We start from the raw sequence: 15,412 nt of genomic DNA on the forward strand, positions 1-15,412 counted from the left end.
GGCGCAGCTGCCTTCGATGAATCGGCCGGCGCACCTGGACCCATCGGATGATGACATCATTGGTGACGACAGAAGCATTCCAGCGCCTCAGTCTGGCGCTTGCAATCGGCATTCTTGTCGGCATTGAGCGCGGCTGGCAGGATCGTGAGGCTGCGCCAGGCAAAAGAGTTGCCGGTATCCGCACCTATGGCCTGTCAAGTTTCCTCGGCGGCTTCTGCGGTTTCCTGCAGCCGGTGACAGGGCCGATTCTGCCGACAGCTATCTTTATATTCTTTTGCATCACGGTACTCCTCTTCAGCCGCATGCAGGCGGCACAAGAAGAGGATTACAGCGCCACCGGCACCATCGCCGCCCTGGCGGTCTTTGCGCTCGGCTTTGGTGCGGTCGTGGCGGATATGACGGTAACGGCCGCAAGCGCTGTGGCAATAACGGCCCTTCTTGCAGCGCGGGAGCCGTTGCATGGATTTCTTCGCCGATTGACCTGGCTTGAACTCAGGGCCGCTCTGATCCTGCTGACGATGACCATCGTCATCCTCCCTATCCTTCCCAACGAACCGATTGATCCTTGGCAGACAATCAATCCTTTCGAGCTTTGGATGATGACAATCCTGGTGGGAGCCGTTTCCTTTGCCGGTTATATCCTCATCAGGCTGAGCGGCGCCCGCGCCGGAATACTGCTGACCGGGACCAGCGGTGGCATCGTTTCCTCGACGGCCTTGACGCTTTCCTTCGCCCGTCAGTCGAAAGAGATGCCTGCCCTCTCGCCACTCCTCTCTGCGGGAGCAATGCTGGCGGGAGCCGTTTCTCTCGCCCGCGTGCTTTTGATTTGCGGCGTCATTGCACCAGCTGTTTTCAGGGAGCTTGCTCCATTACTCGCTCCGGCTGCTGCCACCCTCGCCATAGCAGGCGGCTTCGCCGCATTGCTGCAACGCCCGGATGACAGCACCGATTTTTCACCCCGAAACCCGCTCGAGGTGATGGTCGTGCTGCGCTTCGCACTCGTTCTCGCCGTCGTGACAGTCCTGACGCGAATGACCTTGATCGTCTTTGGAACTCAGTCGCTGATCGCCCTTTCATTCATCACAGGACTGGGCGACCTCGATGCGATAACGCTAGCCGTTGCGAAACTGTCATCCATCCAGGTGCCTGCAGATGCGGCCGCTCGAGCCATCGCGGTCGCCGCTTTCGCCAATCTTCTGGCGAAAGCCGTTCTTGCAGCAAGTATGGGGAGCATCGCCTATGCGGTTCGTTTTGCGATCGCAGGTGGTGTCGCGACCTTGGCCGGAATTGCCGGCTTGGTTTTGACATGAGCGCTTGTTCGCATTTCGATCACCGGCTCCAATGACGTTCGTCCAACCAGTCGGTGCCTGGGGACACCATCAACGATCGTCACCGCGGTCTCGCCTCAGAAAGATGACCGGCAAATCCCGCAAGCAGCACGCCGAGCGGAAGACGTCGAACCAGTCTGGCCGCAATGAAGGTTGCGCCGATCGCCGCGGCAAGTTTCAGCCAGGGATAGTCGCCGAGCTGGACATGGGCGCTTGCATCGACCGATGTGGCCTTGGCTTTCAGCGCCGCTTCCGCATCCTCGCGCAGCATGCCTATGCGGGCATTCAGCAGCCTGACCTCATGCTGCAGAGCGTTCAGGCTCTCGTCGGCCTTTTCACGCGCGGTTTGCTCAGCGGCATCGGCAAAGGGCGGATCGCCTTCCGCGATCAGTTCGTCGGGATCTGGCGGAAGGCCGTGGCGGTTGATGGATGATTGCATGGACGTATCCTCGAATAGGTGAGCGAGAGGCAATAAGGCCCGGCATTGCGGCCGGGCCTCATAATATCAGTGGTCGCGCCGGAAACCCTGGCTCTGGTGAGATCCGCCTTGCGATTGGGTCTGCGATTGGCGATTGGTTTCGTCCGATGACGGGGTGTCGGGGTTGGGCAAGGTATAGGCACGCACCTTGGCGCTTCCATGCGTGGTGTCGCGCATTGCAACCGGGCGCGCATCGTCGAACGCGCTCTCGGACACAGCGAGATCTTCCGACGATTTGCCGCCAGAGGGTTGGCCGGCAAAGCCGGTATTGGATGCGCCTTGCTGTCTGTCCTCCAACGACCAGAGATCTGCCCGCTCATCCATGTCGATGCTGCCCTCGTCGTCCAGAATATCGTGGACGGTCTCATAAAGCGCGTCATCGATATCGTTGACCTGGACGAGGAAGCCGCCTCGCCGCAGCCCTTCTGCGTAGACCGCACGATCCTCGTCGGGGAAAAAGAAGTCTGCCAGCGCGTCGAAGAAGCCGCTGCGGTCGCTCATCGCGCCGGCATTTTTTCCATCCGCCTCATATCCAGGCATCAGCCTTATTCTCGCAACCGGCACGCCCGCATCTTCAAGACGGGAGACGGCGGATTCGGCCTCCGATCGGCTGTCGAAGAATGCAGTAAGGCTGCTCCCGCCTGTCGGTCCTGAAAAAGCCGGGTTGGTATCGTTGTAAATGCTGCCCATGGGACTCTCCTCTCGATGTCTGGCCCAGTCGCCAATCCGAAGTTTGGCGAAGTCTGGTGTCCTGACTTGAAGAACCGGCGGCTGAGTTGAATGTTCCAAGGGAATGGCAATGGGAATGACGATGCTTAGCATGTCGCTCGCGGTTCCATAACGTTGCCGCCTGCCATCAGATACGCAAAGTTGCAAATTGCGCCGCTCGCGAAATCCCTCAGCGGTTGACGTCAAACCGTCGAGACGCTAGCACGGCTTTGACGCATTGGGGATAATTCATATGGACATGTTTACGGCAGCCGGTCTGACGGCTTTGCTGCAGGTCATCGCTATCGACCTCGTTCTCGCCGGCGACAACGCCGTGGTTATCGGTCTTGCCGCTGCCGGCCTCGAGGCCACGCAACGCCGCAAGGCGATCATCGTCGGCATTCTGGCCGCGACCGTTCTGCGTATTCTCTTTGCCAGCGTCGCAGTCTATCTGCTGGCAATCGTCGGCCTGCTGCTGGCAGGCGGCTTGCTGCTGCTCTGGGTCTGCTGGAAGATGTGGCGTGAGCTTCGCGCCGGCCATGGCGAGAACCACGAAGCCGCAGGTGCCGTAGGCGCGCCGAAAAAGACCTTCTTCCAGGCGGCGACCCAGATCGTCATCGCCGACGTTTCGATGTCGCTCGACAACGTTCTGGCAGTTGCCGGTGCGGCGCGCGAACATCCGAGCGTGCTGGTCATCGGTCTCGGCCTGTCGATCGCGCTGATGGGTATTGCCGCAAACCTGATCGCCCGGTTGCTCACCAACCATCGCTGGATCGCCTATGTCGGTCTGCTGATCATCCTCTATGTCTCGCTCGACATGATCCACCGCGGCGCCGTCGAGGTTCTGCCCTACATGCAGTGACCCTGCATGCAGGGACCGGGCATGCGGTAACGCGGCTCAGGTCTCGATCCTGACCTCGGTCTCGAAGCTCATCTGGTCATACGCCGGCACCACATGGTCCGGTGTCTCAGCCATCACCACGTCGTAGTCGAGCGGCGTGTGCATATGCGTGAGGATCGCCTGTTTCGGCTTCAGCCGGCCTATCCAGTCGAGCGATTGTTCCAGCGACAGATGGCTCGGATGGTAGGTATATTGCAGCGCGTCGATGATCAGCATGTCGAGATTTTGAAGCTTCTCGACTGTCTGCGGCGGGAAGTCGCTGATATCGCTGCAATAAGCCACATCGCCGATGCGGAAGCCGAGCGAGTGGATGTCGCCGTGCTGCTGGATATGCGGATGGAAAGCGATCGTGCCTCCGGGGCCGCGGATTTCCAGAGGTTCGTCGAGATTTTCGATGACAATCGGCAGCACGATCGGCGGATAATTGCTGCCCGGCGGCGTTTCCAGGCAATAGCCGAAGGCTTCCCGCAACCTGTCCATCGTAAATTGGTCGGCAAAGATCGGGACCCGGCGGCGGGTATTGTGAAAATAGCCGCGCAGATCATCGATGCCGTGAATATGATCGGCATGCGGATGGCTGTAGAGTACGGCGTCGACATGGTCGGCCCCTGCCCTGATCATCTGCTCGCGGAAATCCGGCCCGGTGTCGATGACGACGGTGGTCACCCCACCATCCGGTGCGAATTGCTGCACCATGAAGGCTGCGCGCGTGCGCCGGTTCTTCGGATTGTCGGGATTGCAGGCGCCCCAGTCGCCGGTGATGCGCGGCACGCCCGGTGACGACGAACAGCCGAGAATGGTGAAACGCCGCCGGTAGAGCACGCCGCTAGATCCTCGGCATCTTCGAGAACAGCCGGAAAGCGTTCTCCGTCGTGATCCGCGCGACCTCTTCGTAGGACAGGCCGATCGTATCGGCGAGCACCTCTGCCGTGTTGACGACGTAGGACGGCTCGTTGCGCTTGCCGCGCCAGCGCTTCGGCGCGAGATAGGGCGCGTCTGTTTCCACAAGCAGCCGCTCATGCGGGATCGTCCTGGCGATCTCGCGCAGCTCTTCCGACTTCGGGAAGGTCAGGATGCCCGAGAAGGAAATATAGCCGCCGAGTGCGACACCGGTCTTGGCAAGCTCCGGGCCGGCGGAGAAGCAGTGGAGAATAAAGGGGAAGGCCCCCTTCCCGCTTTCCTCTGTCAGTATGTCAGCCATGTCCTCGTCGGCGCTGCGGCTGTGGATGACGAGCGGCAGCCGGGTCTCGCGCGCCGCCGCAATATGCCGACGAAAGCCGGTCTGCTGATCCTCAGGCTTCTGCGTGTCGTAGAAATAATCGAGACCGGCCTCGCCGATCGCCACCACCTTCTCATGGGCATTGGCGAGACGCACCAGCTCTTCCGTCTGGATATCCAGCTCTTCGTCGGCATTGTTCGGATGCGTGCCGACCGAGCAGAACACCGAGGGATATTTCTCGGTGATGGCAAGCAGCGTCTCGAGCTTGCGCACCCGCGTCGAGATCGTCACCATCTGCGCAACACCGGCCGAATGGGCGCGCGCGACGATCTCGTCCCGCTCCGCCTCGAAGTCGGCGAAATCAAGATGGCAATGCGTGTCGATCAACACGGCCTCAAGCCTCCGGAGCCACGTAGCGCGGGAAGACCGGCGTCGGCGCTTCGAGCGCCGTTCCGGCAACCAGACGGCCAGCTTCGCCGAGGGCAGCAAAATCGCGCTTGTCTGCAGGTGCTGCGACAAGATCGAGCAGCTTGCCGGATGATTCCGGCATGAAGGGCTGCAGCAGGATGGCAATCTGGCGCACGACTTCGGCGGTCACGTAGAGCACCGTGCCCATCCGCTCCGGATCGGTCTTCTTCAGTGCCCACGGCGCCTGGCCGGCGAAATAACGGTCGGTCTCGGAGACGACCGAAATGATCGAGGCGAGCGCCCGATGGATCTGCTGCTTGCCCATATCTTCGCGGGTCGAGGCATGCAGCGCGTCGACCTGTGCCAGCATCGCCTTGTCTTCGTCGCTGAGTACCCCGCATTCCGGGATCTTGCCGTCGCAATTCTTGACGATCATCGACAGCGAGCGGCTGGCGAGATTGCCGATGCCGTTGGCGAGGTCGGAGTTGATGCGGGTTCCGATTGCCTCTTCGCTATAGCTGCCGTCCTGGCCGAATGACACTTCGCGCAGGAAGAAGTAGCGCACCTGGTCGAGGCCGAAATGGTTCACCAGATTGACCGGATCGACGACGTTGCCGAGCGACTTCGACATCTTCTCGCCCTTGTTGAGCAGAAAGCCGTGGGCAAAGACCCGCTTCGGCAGCGGCAGCTTCGCCGACATCAGGAAGGCTGGCCAGTAGACGGCGTGGAAGCGAATGATGTCCTTGCCGATGATGTGCACGTCGGCCGGCCAGTATTTCGCCCGCGGGCCGTTCCTGTCCTCGATATAGCCTGTTGCGGTGATGTAGTTGGTCAGTGCGTCGACCCAGACATACATGACGTGGGCCGGATCGTTCGGCACCTTGATGCCCCAGTCGAAGGTCGTGCGCGAGACCGAGAGGTCCTTGAGGCCCGACTTGACGAAGGAGATCACCTCGTTGCGGCGCTCGGCCGGACCGATGAAGTCGGGGTTTGCCTCGTAATGCGCAAGCAGCTTTTCCTGGTATTCGGAGAGCTTGAAGAAATAGCTTGCCTCTTCCACCCACTCGACAGGCGTGCCCTGCGGCCCGTAGCGTACGCCGTCAGCGCGCAGCTCCGTCTCGTTTTCCTGGTAATAGGCCTCGTCGCGCACCGAATACCAGCCGGCATAGCTGTCCTTGTAGATGTCGCCATTGTCGGCAATCAGCTTCCAGATGTTCCGCGAAGTCTCGTGATGACGCTCCTGCGTGGTGCGGATGAAATCATCATTCGAGGCGTTGAGCAGCGTCGCCATCGCCTGGAATTCGCCGGAGTTGCGGTCGGCGAGCGCCTGTGCGGTGATGCCCTCGGCGCGCGCCGTCTGCTGCATCTTCTGGCCGTGTTCGTCGGTGCCAGTCAGGAAGAAGACATCCTTGCCATCCAGGCGCTGATAACGCGCCATTGCATCGGTCGCGATCAGCTCGTAGGCATGGCCGATATGCGGCTTACCGTTAGGGTAGGAAATCGCGGTGGTGATGTAGAAGGGTATCTTGTCTGTCATGGCGGCCAATGTCCGGCTAACTCTATAAAAATGGTCAGCCGCTCTTAGCGCATGTCACCGCCGAGCGAAACCTCAACTTTCCAGCTGTCGATGATTTCCCAGACGCTGGCGTGGTGAACTTGACTCGGCTTCTCGCCCAATCTACCCGTCTTGGGAAAGAGGGCGGGACAAGAACGAAGTGCCAGTTTTCATCTACCGGATTTGTCGCGGCCCCGCGCAGCCAGGGGCGCTTGTTTGACATTCGAGCCGCTCTATTCGCTTTCCGGTCTGTGTGTCGGCGCCCTCGTCGGTATCACCGGCGTTGGCGGCGGTTCGCTGATGACGCCCCTGCTGGTGTTGCTCTTCGGCGTTCATCCGGCCACTGCCGTCGGCACCGATCTTCTCTATGCGGCGATCACCAAGACGGCGGGCACAGCCGTTCACGGCATGCATGGGCGGGTCAACTGGAAGATCGTCGGCAGCCTCGCAGCCGGCAGCCTGCCGGCCGCCCTGCTGATGCTGTGGCTGCTGGCAGGCGTCGATCGCAAAAGCATCGGCGTGACCAATACCATCACTACCGCGCTCGGCTGGCTTCTCGTCATGACCGCGATCATGCTGGTCTTCCGTGGCCCGATCCTCGAATTGGCGCGCCGCGCCATCGGTGATCGAACGCCGCCAAAGCCGACGACCATCCTCGCCCTCACTGTCATTCTCGGGTTCGTTCTCGGCGTACTCGTCACCTTGACCTCGGTCGGGGCCGGCGCGCTGGGTGTGACGATCCTGCTGGTCCTCTATCCCCGGCTCGATGTGCGCGAGATCGTCGGTTCCGATATCGTCCATGCGGTACCGCTGACCTTGATCGGCGGCACGGGCTATTGGCTGATCGGCGAGATTGACTGGCCGATGCTGCTTGCCCTGCTGATCGGCTCTATCCCCGGCATCATCATTGGAAGCCTTCTGGCGCCGAAGCTGCACGAACGCACCATCCGCATCGTCCTTGCCGCCACGCTTGCTGTCGTCGCATTGAAGCTGTTGACCGGCTGATCAGAGCATGGTGCCGAAAAGTATCAGCGGTGACGCGCTTTAGAGGCCTGGCTGCTTGATATCGGCGAGAATGCTGATGATCGTCTGCTTGCGGTCGAGGTTGTAGGCATCGGAAACGGTGAGCCGTTCGGTGATCTCGGAATAGAGCCGCGCCAGCCGCTCCGCAGCAGTGATCTGCCCTTCGCCCGCTGCCACGCGAGCCCGGTTCATGATGTCGTCGCCGACGTGGCTGACGAAGAAATCGAAAATCGTGTCGCTTTCCCTCCCCGAAAGCGCGTCGGCCAGCCGATGCATTGCCTTGCGTGCTGTCGGTCCCTCGGCGGATAGCATCTCGTCATAGGCGGCGACGATCTCGCCGCCGCCGTAGTTCAAGAGTTTCAGCGCCTCACCGACGCTGCCCTTGGCGGCCGAAAGCACCGCCCCGCCTTCGCCTGATATGCCGAGATGGGCAAGGGCCGCGACGAGTTCATCGTCGGCGAGCGGCGCCAGCTTCAGCGGCAGGCAGCGCGAGCGGATCGTCGGTAGCAGCCGTCCCGGCGCATGCGAGAGCACCAGGAAAAGCGCCCGCTTCGGCGGTTCTTCCAGGATCTTCAGGATGGCGTTGGCCGCATTGCGGTTCATGTCGTCGGCCGGATCGATAATGACGATCCGCCAGTTGCCGGTACCGGAGGTCTGCGAGAAGAATTTGCCGGCGCGGCGCACCTCGTCGACTGTTATCGCTGATTTCACCTTGCCTGTCTTTTCGTCCACCGGCCGGGCAAGGTGCAGGAGATTGTGCGAGGCGCCCGACGCGATCTGCCGGCTGACGGGAGAGGCAGGATCCGGATCGCCGATCGTCTCCGGCGCTGTCTCGGGATCGGGATGCGAGAGCACGTGATTGGCGAAGCGGAAGGCGAGCGTCGCCTTGCCGATGCCTTCCGGCCCCTCGATCAGGATGGCGTGGTGGCCCTTGCCGGACCGGTAGGACTGCGCGAGGAAGGCTTCCGCATCCTTATGGCCGAACAGCCTGGTATTTTCTCCCGGCCAGATGGCGCCGTCGAGCAGTCCGGGCCTTTCCTCACTCATACTGGGCCTCACTCATGATGTGCGGCTTCCGGCATTCGGGCACGGCCTGCGGGCGATAGCAGCTGTTTGACGATCGCCAGGATCTCGGCGCCGATCGTCTCTTCCGCCTGCATGGCGTTGACCACGTGGCAGCGCTCCGGCTCGCGGGCGGCGATATCGAGAAAGGCCTCGCGCCGTTTCTCGTGCGTTTCCAGCCGCTCCTTCTCGAAGCGATCGGGAGCATCGGCCGCAGCACGCTTTTGCGCCCGCTCCAGCCCGACCTTGGCGGGGATGTCGAGAATCACGGTGCAATCCGGCATGACACCGTTGATGGCGATGCGCTGCAGCGTCTCGATGAAATCGGGCTCGAGATTGCCGGTGACGCCCTGGTAGACCCGGGAGGAATCCATGAAGCGGTCGCAGAGCACGACCTTGCCTGATGCAAGGGCCGGCCGGATCACCTCTTCGACATGGTCGTTGCGGGCCGCGGCAAAGAGGATCGCCTCCATTCGCGTGCCGAAGGCTTCGGCAGCCCCCGACAACAGCACATGGCGCACCGCTTCGGCGCCCGGCGATCCGCCTGGTTCGCGCGTCACCAGCACGTCGTGACCTTCGCCCTTCAGCGCCTCGGCGAGGCGGCGGATCTGCGTGGATTTCCCAGCACCTTCCCCGCCTTCAAACGTAACGAACAATCCCGTACCGGATGACAATGACAACTTCCCGCATTCCAGGCGCCGCACGCGCCCTGCTCCTTCTATCTATCCGAAGATATCAGGTAGGAAAACCTTTTGCCGCGGCGACATATTCACCTTTCCCGGCAAATTGCATGAAAGGACCGGGCTTTTAGCCGGGCGCGGACTTATCCCAGAGCCAGGAGAAGAACAGCGATTCGCCGAGTTCCAACACGGCGTCGACCGCCCGGCTGCTGAGCGAGCCTTCGCCGACCGCCTGCACGGTATAGAGCGGCACTTCCCTGAGCAGCCGGCTGCCGGCAAAAATCCTCAGCGTGCCTGCCTGGGTATCCGGCTTGACCGGCGCCGTCAGCGGCCAGCGATAGATGATGCGCGCCGACAGCCGATCGGGATTGCTGATCGGAATATAGACGCTGACCGGCGCCTTGGCGACGAGATCGACGGTGCGTGCCGTGCCGCCATAGACGCTGGCGGCACCGATCACTTCCTTCTCGGCGAAGATCTGCCGGTTTTCGAAGGCCGTCAGCCCCCATTCGAGCACCCGCTTGGCCTCCTCCGTCCGCTCCTTGTCGGAATCGATGCCGGCAAGCGCCAGAAACAGCCGCCGGCCGTCGCGCTCAACCGACGCGACGATCGAATACCCCTCGCCCTCGGTAAAGCCGGTCGCCAGCCCATCGGCGCCGAGATCGAGCCCGAGCAGCGGGTTGCGGTTGCGCTGGAAAATCTTGTTCCACTCGAAATCCGGCTGGGCGAAATAGGGATAGAGGTTCGGATAGGTCTGCTGCAGGGTCGCGGCAAGCGTGACCATTTCGCGCGCCGTCACCTTGCTCTTGCCGTCGGGAAGGCCGGTGGAATTGCCGAACACTGCTTTCTCCATGCCGAGCTCGTGGGCCCGGCGCGTCATCGACACGGCAAATTGCTGCTCGCCACCGGCCATGCCTTCGGCGAGGATGATGCAGCTGTCATTGGCGCCCTGGATGGCGACGCCCTTGATCAGGTCCTCGACGCGCACGTGCGATTTGAGGCTGGCAAACATCGTTGCCGTCCGCGACGGCGCGCCGCCCGTCCGCCAGGCATATTCGGAAACGGGATATTCGGTATCGAGCGTGATCTGGCCCTTCGTCACCGCCTCGAAGACGAGATCCATCGTCATCAGCTTGGCGAGCGAAGCCGGCGAAAAGCCCTGGTCCTCGTTCTTGGCGAGAAGCACAGTGCCGGTGGCAGCCTCGATCATATAGGCCTGCGCCGCCTTGGTAGCGAAACCGGCGGCACCGCCATCGGCTGCAAACGCGCCGGTGGCAAACGGCATCAGGCATGCAAGCAGGCGAAGCGCAGGCTTCAGCATCGCAATTTCCATTTATGGAGCGGCGTATGTCGAGAGGTTAGAGCCAGGGAGAATCCGATGCAATGCCATGCTCAGCGCGCGACGGATTTGGCCTGATGACGCTTGGCTGCGGCAAGGATCGAATCCTGCGTCAGCCCGTCATTGCGCACCATCACCGCATCGAAAGCGAGATCGACGGTCACCGTCTTCACCTCTTCGTCCTGGTAGCCGAGCGCCAGCGAATTCTGAGGCCGCTCATAAGGCATCGGACCGATCTCGGGCAGTACGACCATCTGATCCATGGCCTGCGCGCCATTGTTGAAGGACGGCGGCGATGGCGCGACCAGAACATGGGCAGCCGGTGCCAGAGCGGGTGCTGCGTTGTAGCGTGCGCTCGGCGTCGAGCCGGCATAGGAGGTTGCCGACATCGGCACCGGCACGTTGACCGGCGTCTCGTAATCTTCCGAACTCTGCAGCTGGTCGCGGGTGATCTTGCGGCTGTTGGAGGCGACCATCACGCCGGTTGCGATCTGGCCTTCCGGATTGACGCCGGGAATACGGCTGCCCTTCGGCACGTAGGAAGCCATCAGATAGGGCATGTCGTGGCCGTCCATACGGGCGCGGCCAACATATTGCACGCGCACCTTGCCGGTGCCGCTGTGCTGCAGATCGAGCATATCGGCCGTCTTGTTGGAAAGGTCGATGATACGGCCTTCGTGATAGGGGCCGCGATCGTTGACGCGCACGATGACGGAGGAGCCACTTTCGAGATTGGTGACGCGCGCATAGCTCGGCAGCGGGAAGGTCGGATGCGCGGCGGAAAGATGCATCTGGTCGTAGACTTCGCCGTTCGCCGTTAGACGCCCGTGAAAGGCCGAACCATACCAGGAGGCGACGCCGACCTTGTTATAGGCGAAGTCTTCCTTCGGGTAGTACCACCTGCCCTTCACCTCGTAGGGGTTGCCGACGATGTAGCGGCCGCCGCCCTTGGGGATATTGTTGCCGGTGGCGACCCGCGGGCTCGCCTTCACGCCATATTCGGATTCGGAGAAATATTCTTTGCCGTGGGATTTTTTCTTCGGCACTGCCTGCGTCGTGCCACACGCCGCAACCGTTGCACACATCGCCGAGATCGCCAGCCACCGTGCTGTCGTTGCGAAAGACGCCGCCCCGTATTCCAGTTTCATATGTCCCACGCCGCTCAAAGATCGTTATGGTTAAGGAACCTTGCCCCATCCTGGGCCAATAACGCCTTATCCCCACCCGCCTAACGAGGCTTTAATCTTGTTAAGTTCATGGCAAATTTACGAACGATTTCGCAGCGATAGCGACAATTCTAATGATTATGGTTTATAAATCACTAACGCGAGCCCTTTCCGCCTACCCTCCCGCCGCCGCAATGAGGCCCGAAATCATCGTGCCGATGCGGGGCATATGGTGAACATCTGGGCGCTTCCGGATGCCCCAAAAGCTCCATATTGAAACACGGTCTGCGCGTATTTCGCGAGCGGCAGCGCGGCACTCCTTGCCTATCCCGGCGATATGACGCTATGCACGCTCATCGCGGGTTGGGGGCATAAGAATGGGCCGAACTTTCAAAAGCTTGATCTTGCTGGTGGTGATGTCAGCCCCATCGGCGGTCGGCGCCGCCACGGAGAGTTTCCCCGCTTATTGGCGCAAGACGATGACCAATGATCCCTCGACGAATTTCTATCTTGCTGAGACCCTAAAACCCTTGCCGAACAAGGATGCCGAAACTCTCAAGGTGCTCCGCCTGTCGCTGATCGCCGGCAACCTTTGCCTCGGCGCCGCCGTCGATAGGAGGACAGGCGAAGCCTATCTGCAGCGGGCCGGATATGACCGCCTCCGGGGAAAAGCGTGGGACGAAGCCGCCTTCCTCGCCGACGACTGGTTCAAATATTTCAACTACCGCTCCCTCGCCCATCTCTGCGCCGGCATCGACTATATTTTCGGGCCGAAGGGAAAGCTGGTGCCCAATCTGGTAAAGGCCGGCAAGGGTGAACCGAAGGGACCCTACGATCCCCAAAATCCCTACCTGCGGCTTCCACCCCTGCGCAAGCCGAATGGGTAGGTCACCCCGCCGACTGGCTATGATGCAACGCGGATCGCGTATTTGACTCTTCGCGGCTGTATGGGAACGAAATGGCCGCCGCAGGCTTTGAAGGTTTAGACCTTTGAAGGATCACCATGAACGATGAAACCCTGACGCAGCTCGACACGGTCAGCCAACAGCTGCATGCCCGATCTCTGGCGCTTTCCCAACCAGATAAAGACAACGACATCGCAATCCTGATGTCGGCACTCGCTGTGACGATGGAGGCGGTTCGCTCTCTCTGCGAGGATATGAACCAGCTCAACGGTCCGAAGGGCCTCGGATCTGACGGGGGCTAGGTCTCGCATGTCTCCGGCGCAATTCACGGAGAGCTTGCGCCGGGGAATGCGATCCGCGCGAAACACTTCTTCCACATCGGTGGACCGCCACCTACGCTGCCGGTGGACGATACCGAATAGACTTCGCCTTTTCCAAGGCTTCGATCGTATCCTCGACGCTGAGGAGGACAGTGGTCTCCATGGAGCTGAGCGCGCCTCCTGCACCGATCGCAAGCGCGACTGCCGCCATCGATACGTTATCAGGCGCCTCCCACAGATTCCAACCATCACGCTCGCCGAAGGCGTACCAGAATCCATGGAGCTTTCCGCCCACAGACTCCATGTAACTGCGTGCCGCCTCTCGGCGATCCTCGGGGTTTTCGATCATTCGCGCCCACGTCTCGGGCGTGTAGCTGAAGCGCGTGAGATACATGGCCATGGTTCGTTTCCTCCGCCAGAACAACACAGTAAACGCTCAAGCCGGGGCGAACGCGAGTCATTTCCAATGTACGGAACAGGCCGCCCTGCCTGTTTCGTTTCGCAAAGAGGCAGAGACTGAGCGAACGTGTCGCGCGAATGAGGGACGGGATGTCGCCTTGCATTCATTGAGGACGTAATAACTACGGGAAAAGCGGTAGTAGACGCCTACCGGATGGCCAGAAAACCCATCCCATCACGAATCCGCGTATTTCTTGGCCGTAACCCGAAGCCGGTCGCTGTAGTCATAGATCTGGTCAAGACTATCCACGATTAGCCGCTCCTCACTCTCGCCGTCGAATAGACCGATGTATTTGACCGATCGATTGAACCAAAGTCGAGCGAGCGGTTTGCGGTTATTGTTGTCGATCAAGATACCGCAATAGGACTTTTGGTCTCGCATCATTACGCGCTTCGAAGAGATGGTGTCGCGGACAATTGCCTTCACGATCATATAGCCCTCGCGTTCTTCTTCTGTCGTTACGACATCAGGCTCCTCCTCGACGGGCGTATCGATCTTCTCAATTACCTCCTCGGTGTCAGCGAGGGCACTGGAAAGCCTACTCTTCACGGTGTCCATAATGACTTCACGAAAGGCTGTCCTAACAACGCCGGTCAGCATTTCTTTGACCTGTGCGGTCATTCGGCCCTCGTAGACGCCGCCAGAAACGGTGCGCACAAAATCATCGGTCGGCTCTTCGATCAGCTTGGAGATTACCTGCTTTATACCGGAGGTGTATTTCAGGCGCTCGGCCGTCGCCAGGATCGCCGCAACATCAAATGCGGACTTCTCGAATTTTCGTAGTTCGGTGACTATGCCAGCACTGAAGTCTGTCACGTCAAAAACAAAAAATGGCCTAGTGTCGAGTTTATTGGGAGCGTCGAGGTCGGTGTAAAAATTGAATGTCCGTCCATTAGTTAGGATTGCGAATTTCGCGTTGGTTACGCTGAAATATCGGTAAAGCTGATCGAGGTGCTTCTTGTCGAGTGACACTGAGATCGGCTTGCATTCGATCAGGATGCGGATCTCTTTATCGATCTTGATCGCATAGTCGACCTTCTCGCCCTTTTTCCCGACGGCATCGGCGGTGAACTCCGGCACCACCTCAGTTGGATCGAAGACATCGTAGCCCAAGGACCGAAGGAAAGGCAGCACGACGGCTGTCTTTACGGCTTCTTCCGTAGCCATGGTGCTTGAATGCGATTTCACGCGTTCAGATATCGCGCGCAGACTTTCTTCTATCGTGCTCATGATTCCCCCAGCAGTTATAAAAGGAAGAGTTGCTGAAGTACGAATTCCAGTCAATCCAGAATTGCGGGGCAAATGACGAATTGATTGTATGCGCGATCGGGTGGTTATCGACAAAAAGCTTTCCTGCCAGTCCTAGATCTCCATTCAAGATGCAGAAGACACCGACTTAATGAGCGAGGATTGGATGCGTCCGGTACCTTTTGCAGCCTCAGCGCTTTATTTCAGATCCGGTGCTACAACGGCGGCGTTAACGATGGGGGATCATGAAGTTTGAGATTGTAGCATTGGCCATGCTGATCGGCGTGTCAGTTGCAGATTGGGCATATTGAGCCGACCGCACCATCATGCGTGAACGGGTCCGGCAGATTTGATGACCAATACGACTTCGACAATTGCCAACGCAATGTCGAGAACTTCAAATCGGAGATTGAGAGCTTCGTTGACTGCAAGCTACGAGAAATCAATGAAGCTGACGATGAGGCGGAGCAAGCTGCGGAGGAAGCTAGGAGCAAGGCCACTGAGGCACAAGACGTTGCGAGCAAGGCCAAGAATGAAGTTGAAAGGCTCAGTTCTGATCACAGCCAGGCCGTCAATGATTTCAATACGAGAGCAGGCAACTAAGCAGGAGCT

Annotated in this window: 17 protein-coding genes; 6 read left to right on the forward strand and 11 right to left on the reverse strand. The window is 60.1% G+C overall.

All coding sequences use genetic code 11. The annotated features are described in order from the left end of the window. Positions 1-47: 47 nt before the first annotated feature. Positions 48-1,310, forward strand: a complete 1,263-nt coding sequence (locus ACD590_RS09975) for an MgtC/SapB family protein (protein WP_112903125.1) — start codon at positions 48-50, stop codon at positions 1,308-1,310. A 79-nt stretch (positions 1,311-1,389) separates the two neighbouring features. Here ACD590_RS09975 and ACD590_RS09980 read toward each other — a convergent pair whose 3' ends face one another. Then, positions 1,390-1,767 carry a hypothetical protein gene (locus ACD590_RS09980; protein ID WP_018242059.1) on the reverse strand — a complete coding sequence of 126 codons (378 nt, stop codon included), beginning with the start codon at positions 1,765-1,767 and terminating at the stop codon, positions 1,390-1,392. Positions 1,768-1,833: 66 nt separating this feature from the next. Beyond that, positions 1,834-2,496: a hypothetical protein gene (locus ACD590_RS09985; RefSeq protein ID WP_439003525.1), complete on the reverse strand. Its 663-nt coding sequence runs from the start codon at positions 2,494-2,496 to the stop codon at positions 1,834-1,836. Between the two features lie 271 nt (positions 2,497-2,767). On the opposite strand from ACD590_RS09985, the gene ACD590_RS09990 reads away from it, so the two are divergent. Next, entirely contained in the window at positions 2,768-3,376 is a 609-nt protein-coding gene (locus tag ACD590_RS09990; protein WP_018445305.1) for a TerC family protein, read from the forward strand. Between the two features lie 36 nt (positions 3,377-3,412). On the opposite strand, the gene ACD590_RS09995 is transcribed toward ACD590_RS09990, so the two are convergent. From ACD590_RS09995 to metG, 3 genes are read right to left on the reverse strand one after another with little or no spacing between them, the layout of a single operon-like run. Further along, the gene (locus ACD590_RS09995) at positions 3,413-4,237 is read right to left on the reverse strand and encodes an MBL fold metallo-hydrolase (RefSeq protein ID WP_018242062.1); all 825 of its coding nucleotides are present in this window, start codon (positions 4,235-4,237) and stop codon (positions 3,413-3,415) included. 4 nt (positions 4,238-4,241) lie between these two features. Then, on the reverse strand, positions 4,242-5,024 hold the full coding sequence (locus ACD590_RS10000; protein WP_018242063.1) for a TatD family hydrolase: 783 nt from the start codon (positions 5,022-5,024) through the stop codon (positions 4,242-4,244). A 4-nt stretch (positions 5,025-5,028) separates the two neighbouring features. Beyond that, on the reverse strand, positions 5,029-6,579 hold the full coding sequence (metG, locus tag ACD590_RS10005; protein ID WP_439002503.1) for a methionine--tRNA ligase: 1,551 nt from the start codon (positions 6,577-6,579) through the stop codon (positions 5,029-5,031). 234 nt (positions 6,580-6,813) lie between these two features. Between metG and ACD590_RS10010 the strand changes: the two genes are divergently transcribed. Further along, on the forward strand, positions 6,814-7,602 hold the full coding sequence (locus ACD590_RS10010; RefSeq protein ID WP_018242065.1) for a sulfite exporter TauE/SafE family protein: 789 nt from the start codon (positions 6,814-6,816) through the stop codon (positions 7,600-7,602). A 39-nt stretch (positions 7,603-7,641) separates the two neighbouring features. On the opposite strand, the gene ACD590_RS10015 is transcribed toward ACD590_RS10010, so the two are convergent. The 4 genes from ACD590_RS10015 to ACD590_RS10030 form a co-directional block, all read right to left on the reverse strand. After that, entirely contained in the window at positions 7,642-8,667 is a 1,026-nt protein-coding gene (locus ACD590_RS10015; RefSeq protein ID WP_439002504.1) for a DNA polymerase III subunit delta', read from the reverse strand. Between the two features lie 8 nt (positions 8,668-8,675). Beyond that, positions 8,676-9,356 (reverse strand): dTMP kinase, encoded by a 681-nt coding sequence (tmk, locus tag ACD590_RS10020; RefSeq protein ID WP_018242067.1) that lies wholly within the window; start codon positions 9,354-9,356, stop codon positions 8,676-8,678. Positions 9,357-9,489: 133 nt separating this feature from the next. Further along, positions 9,490-10,683: a D-alanyl-D-alanine carboxypeptidase family protein gene (locus ACD590_RS10025; RefSeq protein ID WP_439002505.1), complete on the reverse strand. Its 1,194-nt coding sequence runs from the start codon at positions 10,681-10,683 to the stop codon at positions 9,490-9,492. A gap of 71 nt (positions 10,684-10,754) precedes the next feature. After that, entirely contained in the window at positions 10,755-11,849 is a 1,095-nt protein-coding gene (locus ACD590_RS10030; protein ID WP_439002506.1) for a septal ring lytic transglycosylase RlpA family protein, read from the reverse strand. A gap of 395 nt (positions 11,850-12,244) precedes the next feature. On the opposite strand from ACD590_RS10030, the gene ACD590_RS10035 reads away from it, so the two are divergent. Both ACD590_RS10035 and ACD590_RS10040 read left to right on the forward strand, forming a co-directional pair. Beyond that, positions 12,245-12,754, forward strand: a complete 510-nt coding sequence (locus tag ACD590_RS10035) for a hypothetical protein (RefSeq protein ID WP_439002507.1) — start codon at positions 12,245-12,247, stop codon at positions 12,752-12,754. Between the two features lie 116 nt (positions 12,755-12,870). Continuing rightward, complete coding sequence (locus tag ACD590_RS10040; protein WP_028733723.1) at positions 12,871-13,074, forward strand: hypothetical protein; 204 nt, start codon at positions 12,871-12,873, stop codon at positions 13,072-13,074. Between the two features lie 91 nt (positions 13,075-13,165). On the opposite strand, the gene ACD590_RS10045 is transcribed toward ACD590_RS10040, so the two are convergent. Further along, positions 13,166-13,492: a GYD domain-containing protein gene (locus ACD590_RS10045; RefSeq protein ID WP_165403090.1), complete on the reverse strand. Its 327-nt coding sequence runs from the start codon at positions 13,490-13,492 to the stop codon at positions 13,166-13,168. A gap of 234 nt (positions 13,493-13,726) precedes the next feature. Beyond that, the gene (locus tag ACD590_RS10050; protein WP_439002508.1) at positions 13,727-14,782 is read right to left on the reverse strand and encodes a type I restriction endonuclease; all 1,056 of its coding nucleotides are present in this window, start codon (positions 14,780-14,782) and stop codon (positions 13,727-13,729) included. 309 nt (positions 14,783-15,091) lie between these two features. Between ACD590_RS10050 and ACD590_RS10055 the strand changes: the two genes are divergently transcribed. Next, positions 15,092-15,403 carry a hypothetical protein gene (locus ACD590_RS10055; protein WP_130652420.1) on the forward strand — a complete coding sequence of 104 codons (312 nt, stop codon included), beginning with the start codon at positions 15,092-15,094 and terminating at the stop codon, positions 15,401-15,403. Positions 15,404-15,412 lie beyond the last annotated feature (9 nt).

This window comes from Rhizobium sp. 862_C5_N1_2, from assembly GCF_051811205.1.
Classification (GTDB): Bacteria; Pseudomonadota; Alphaproteobacteria; order Rhizobiales; family Rhizobiaceae; genus Rhizobium; species Rhizobium leguminosarum.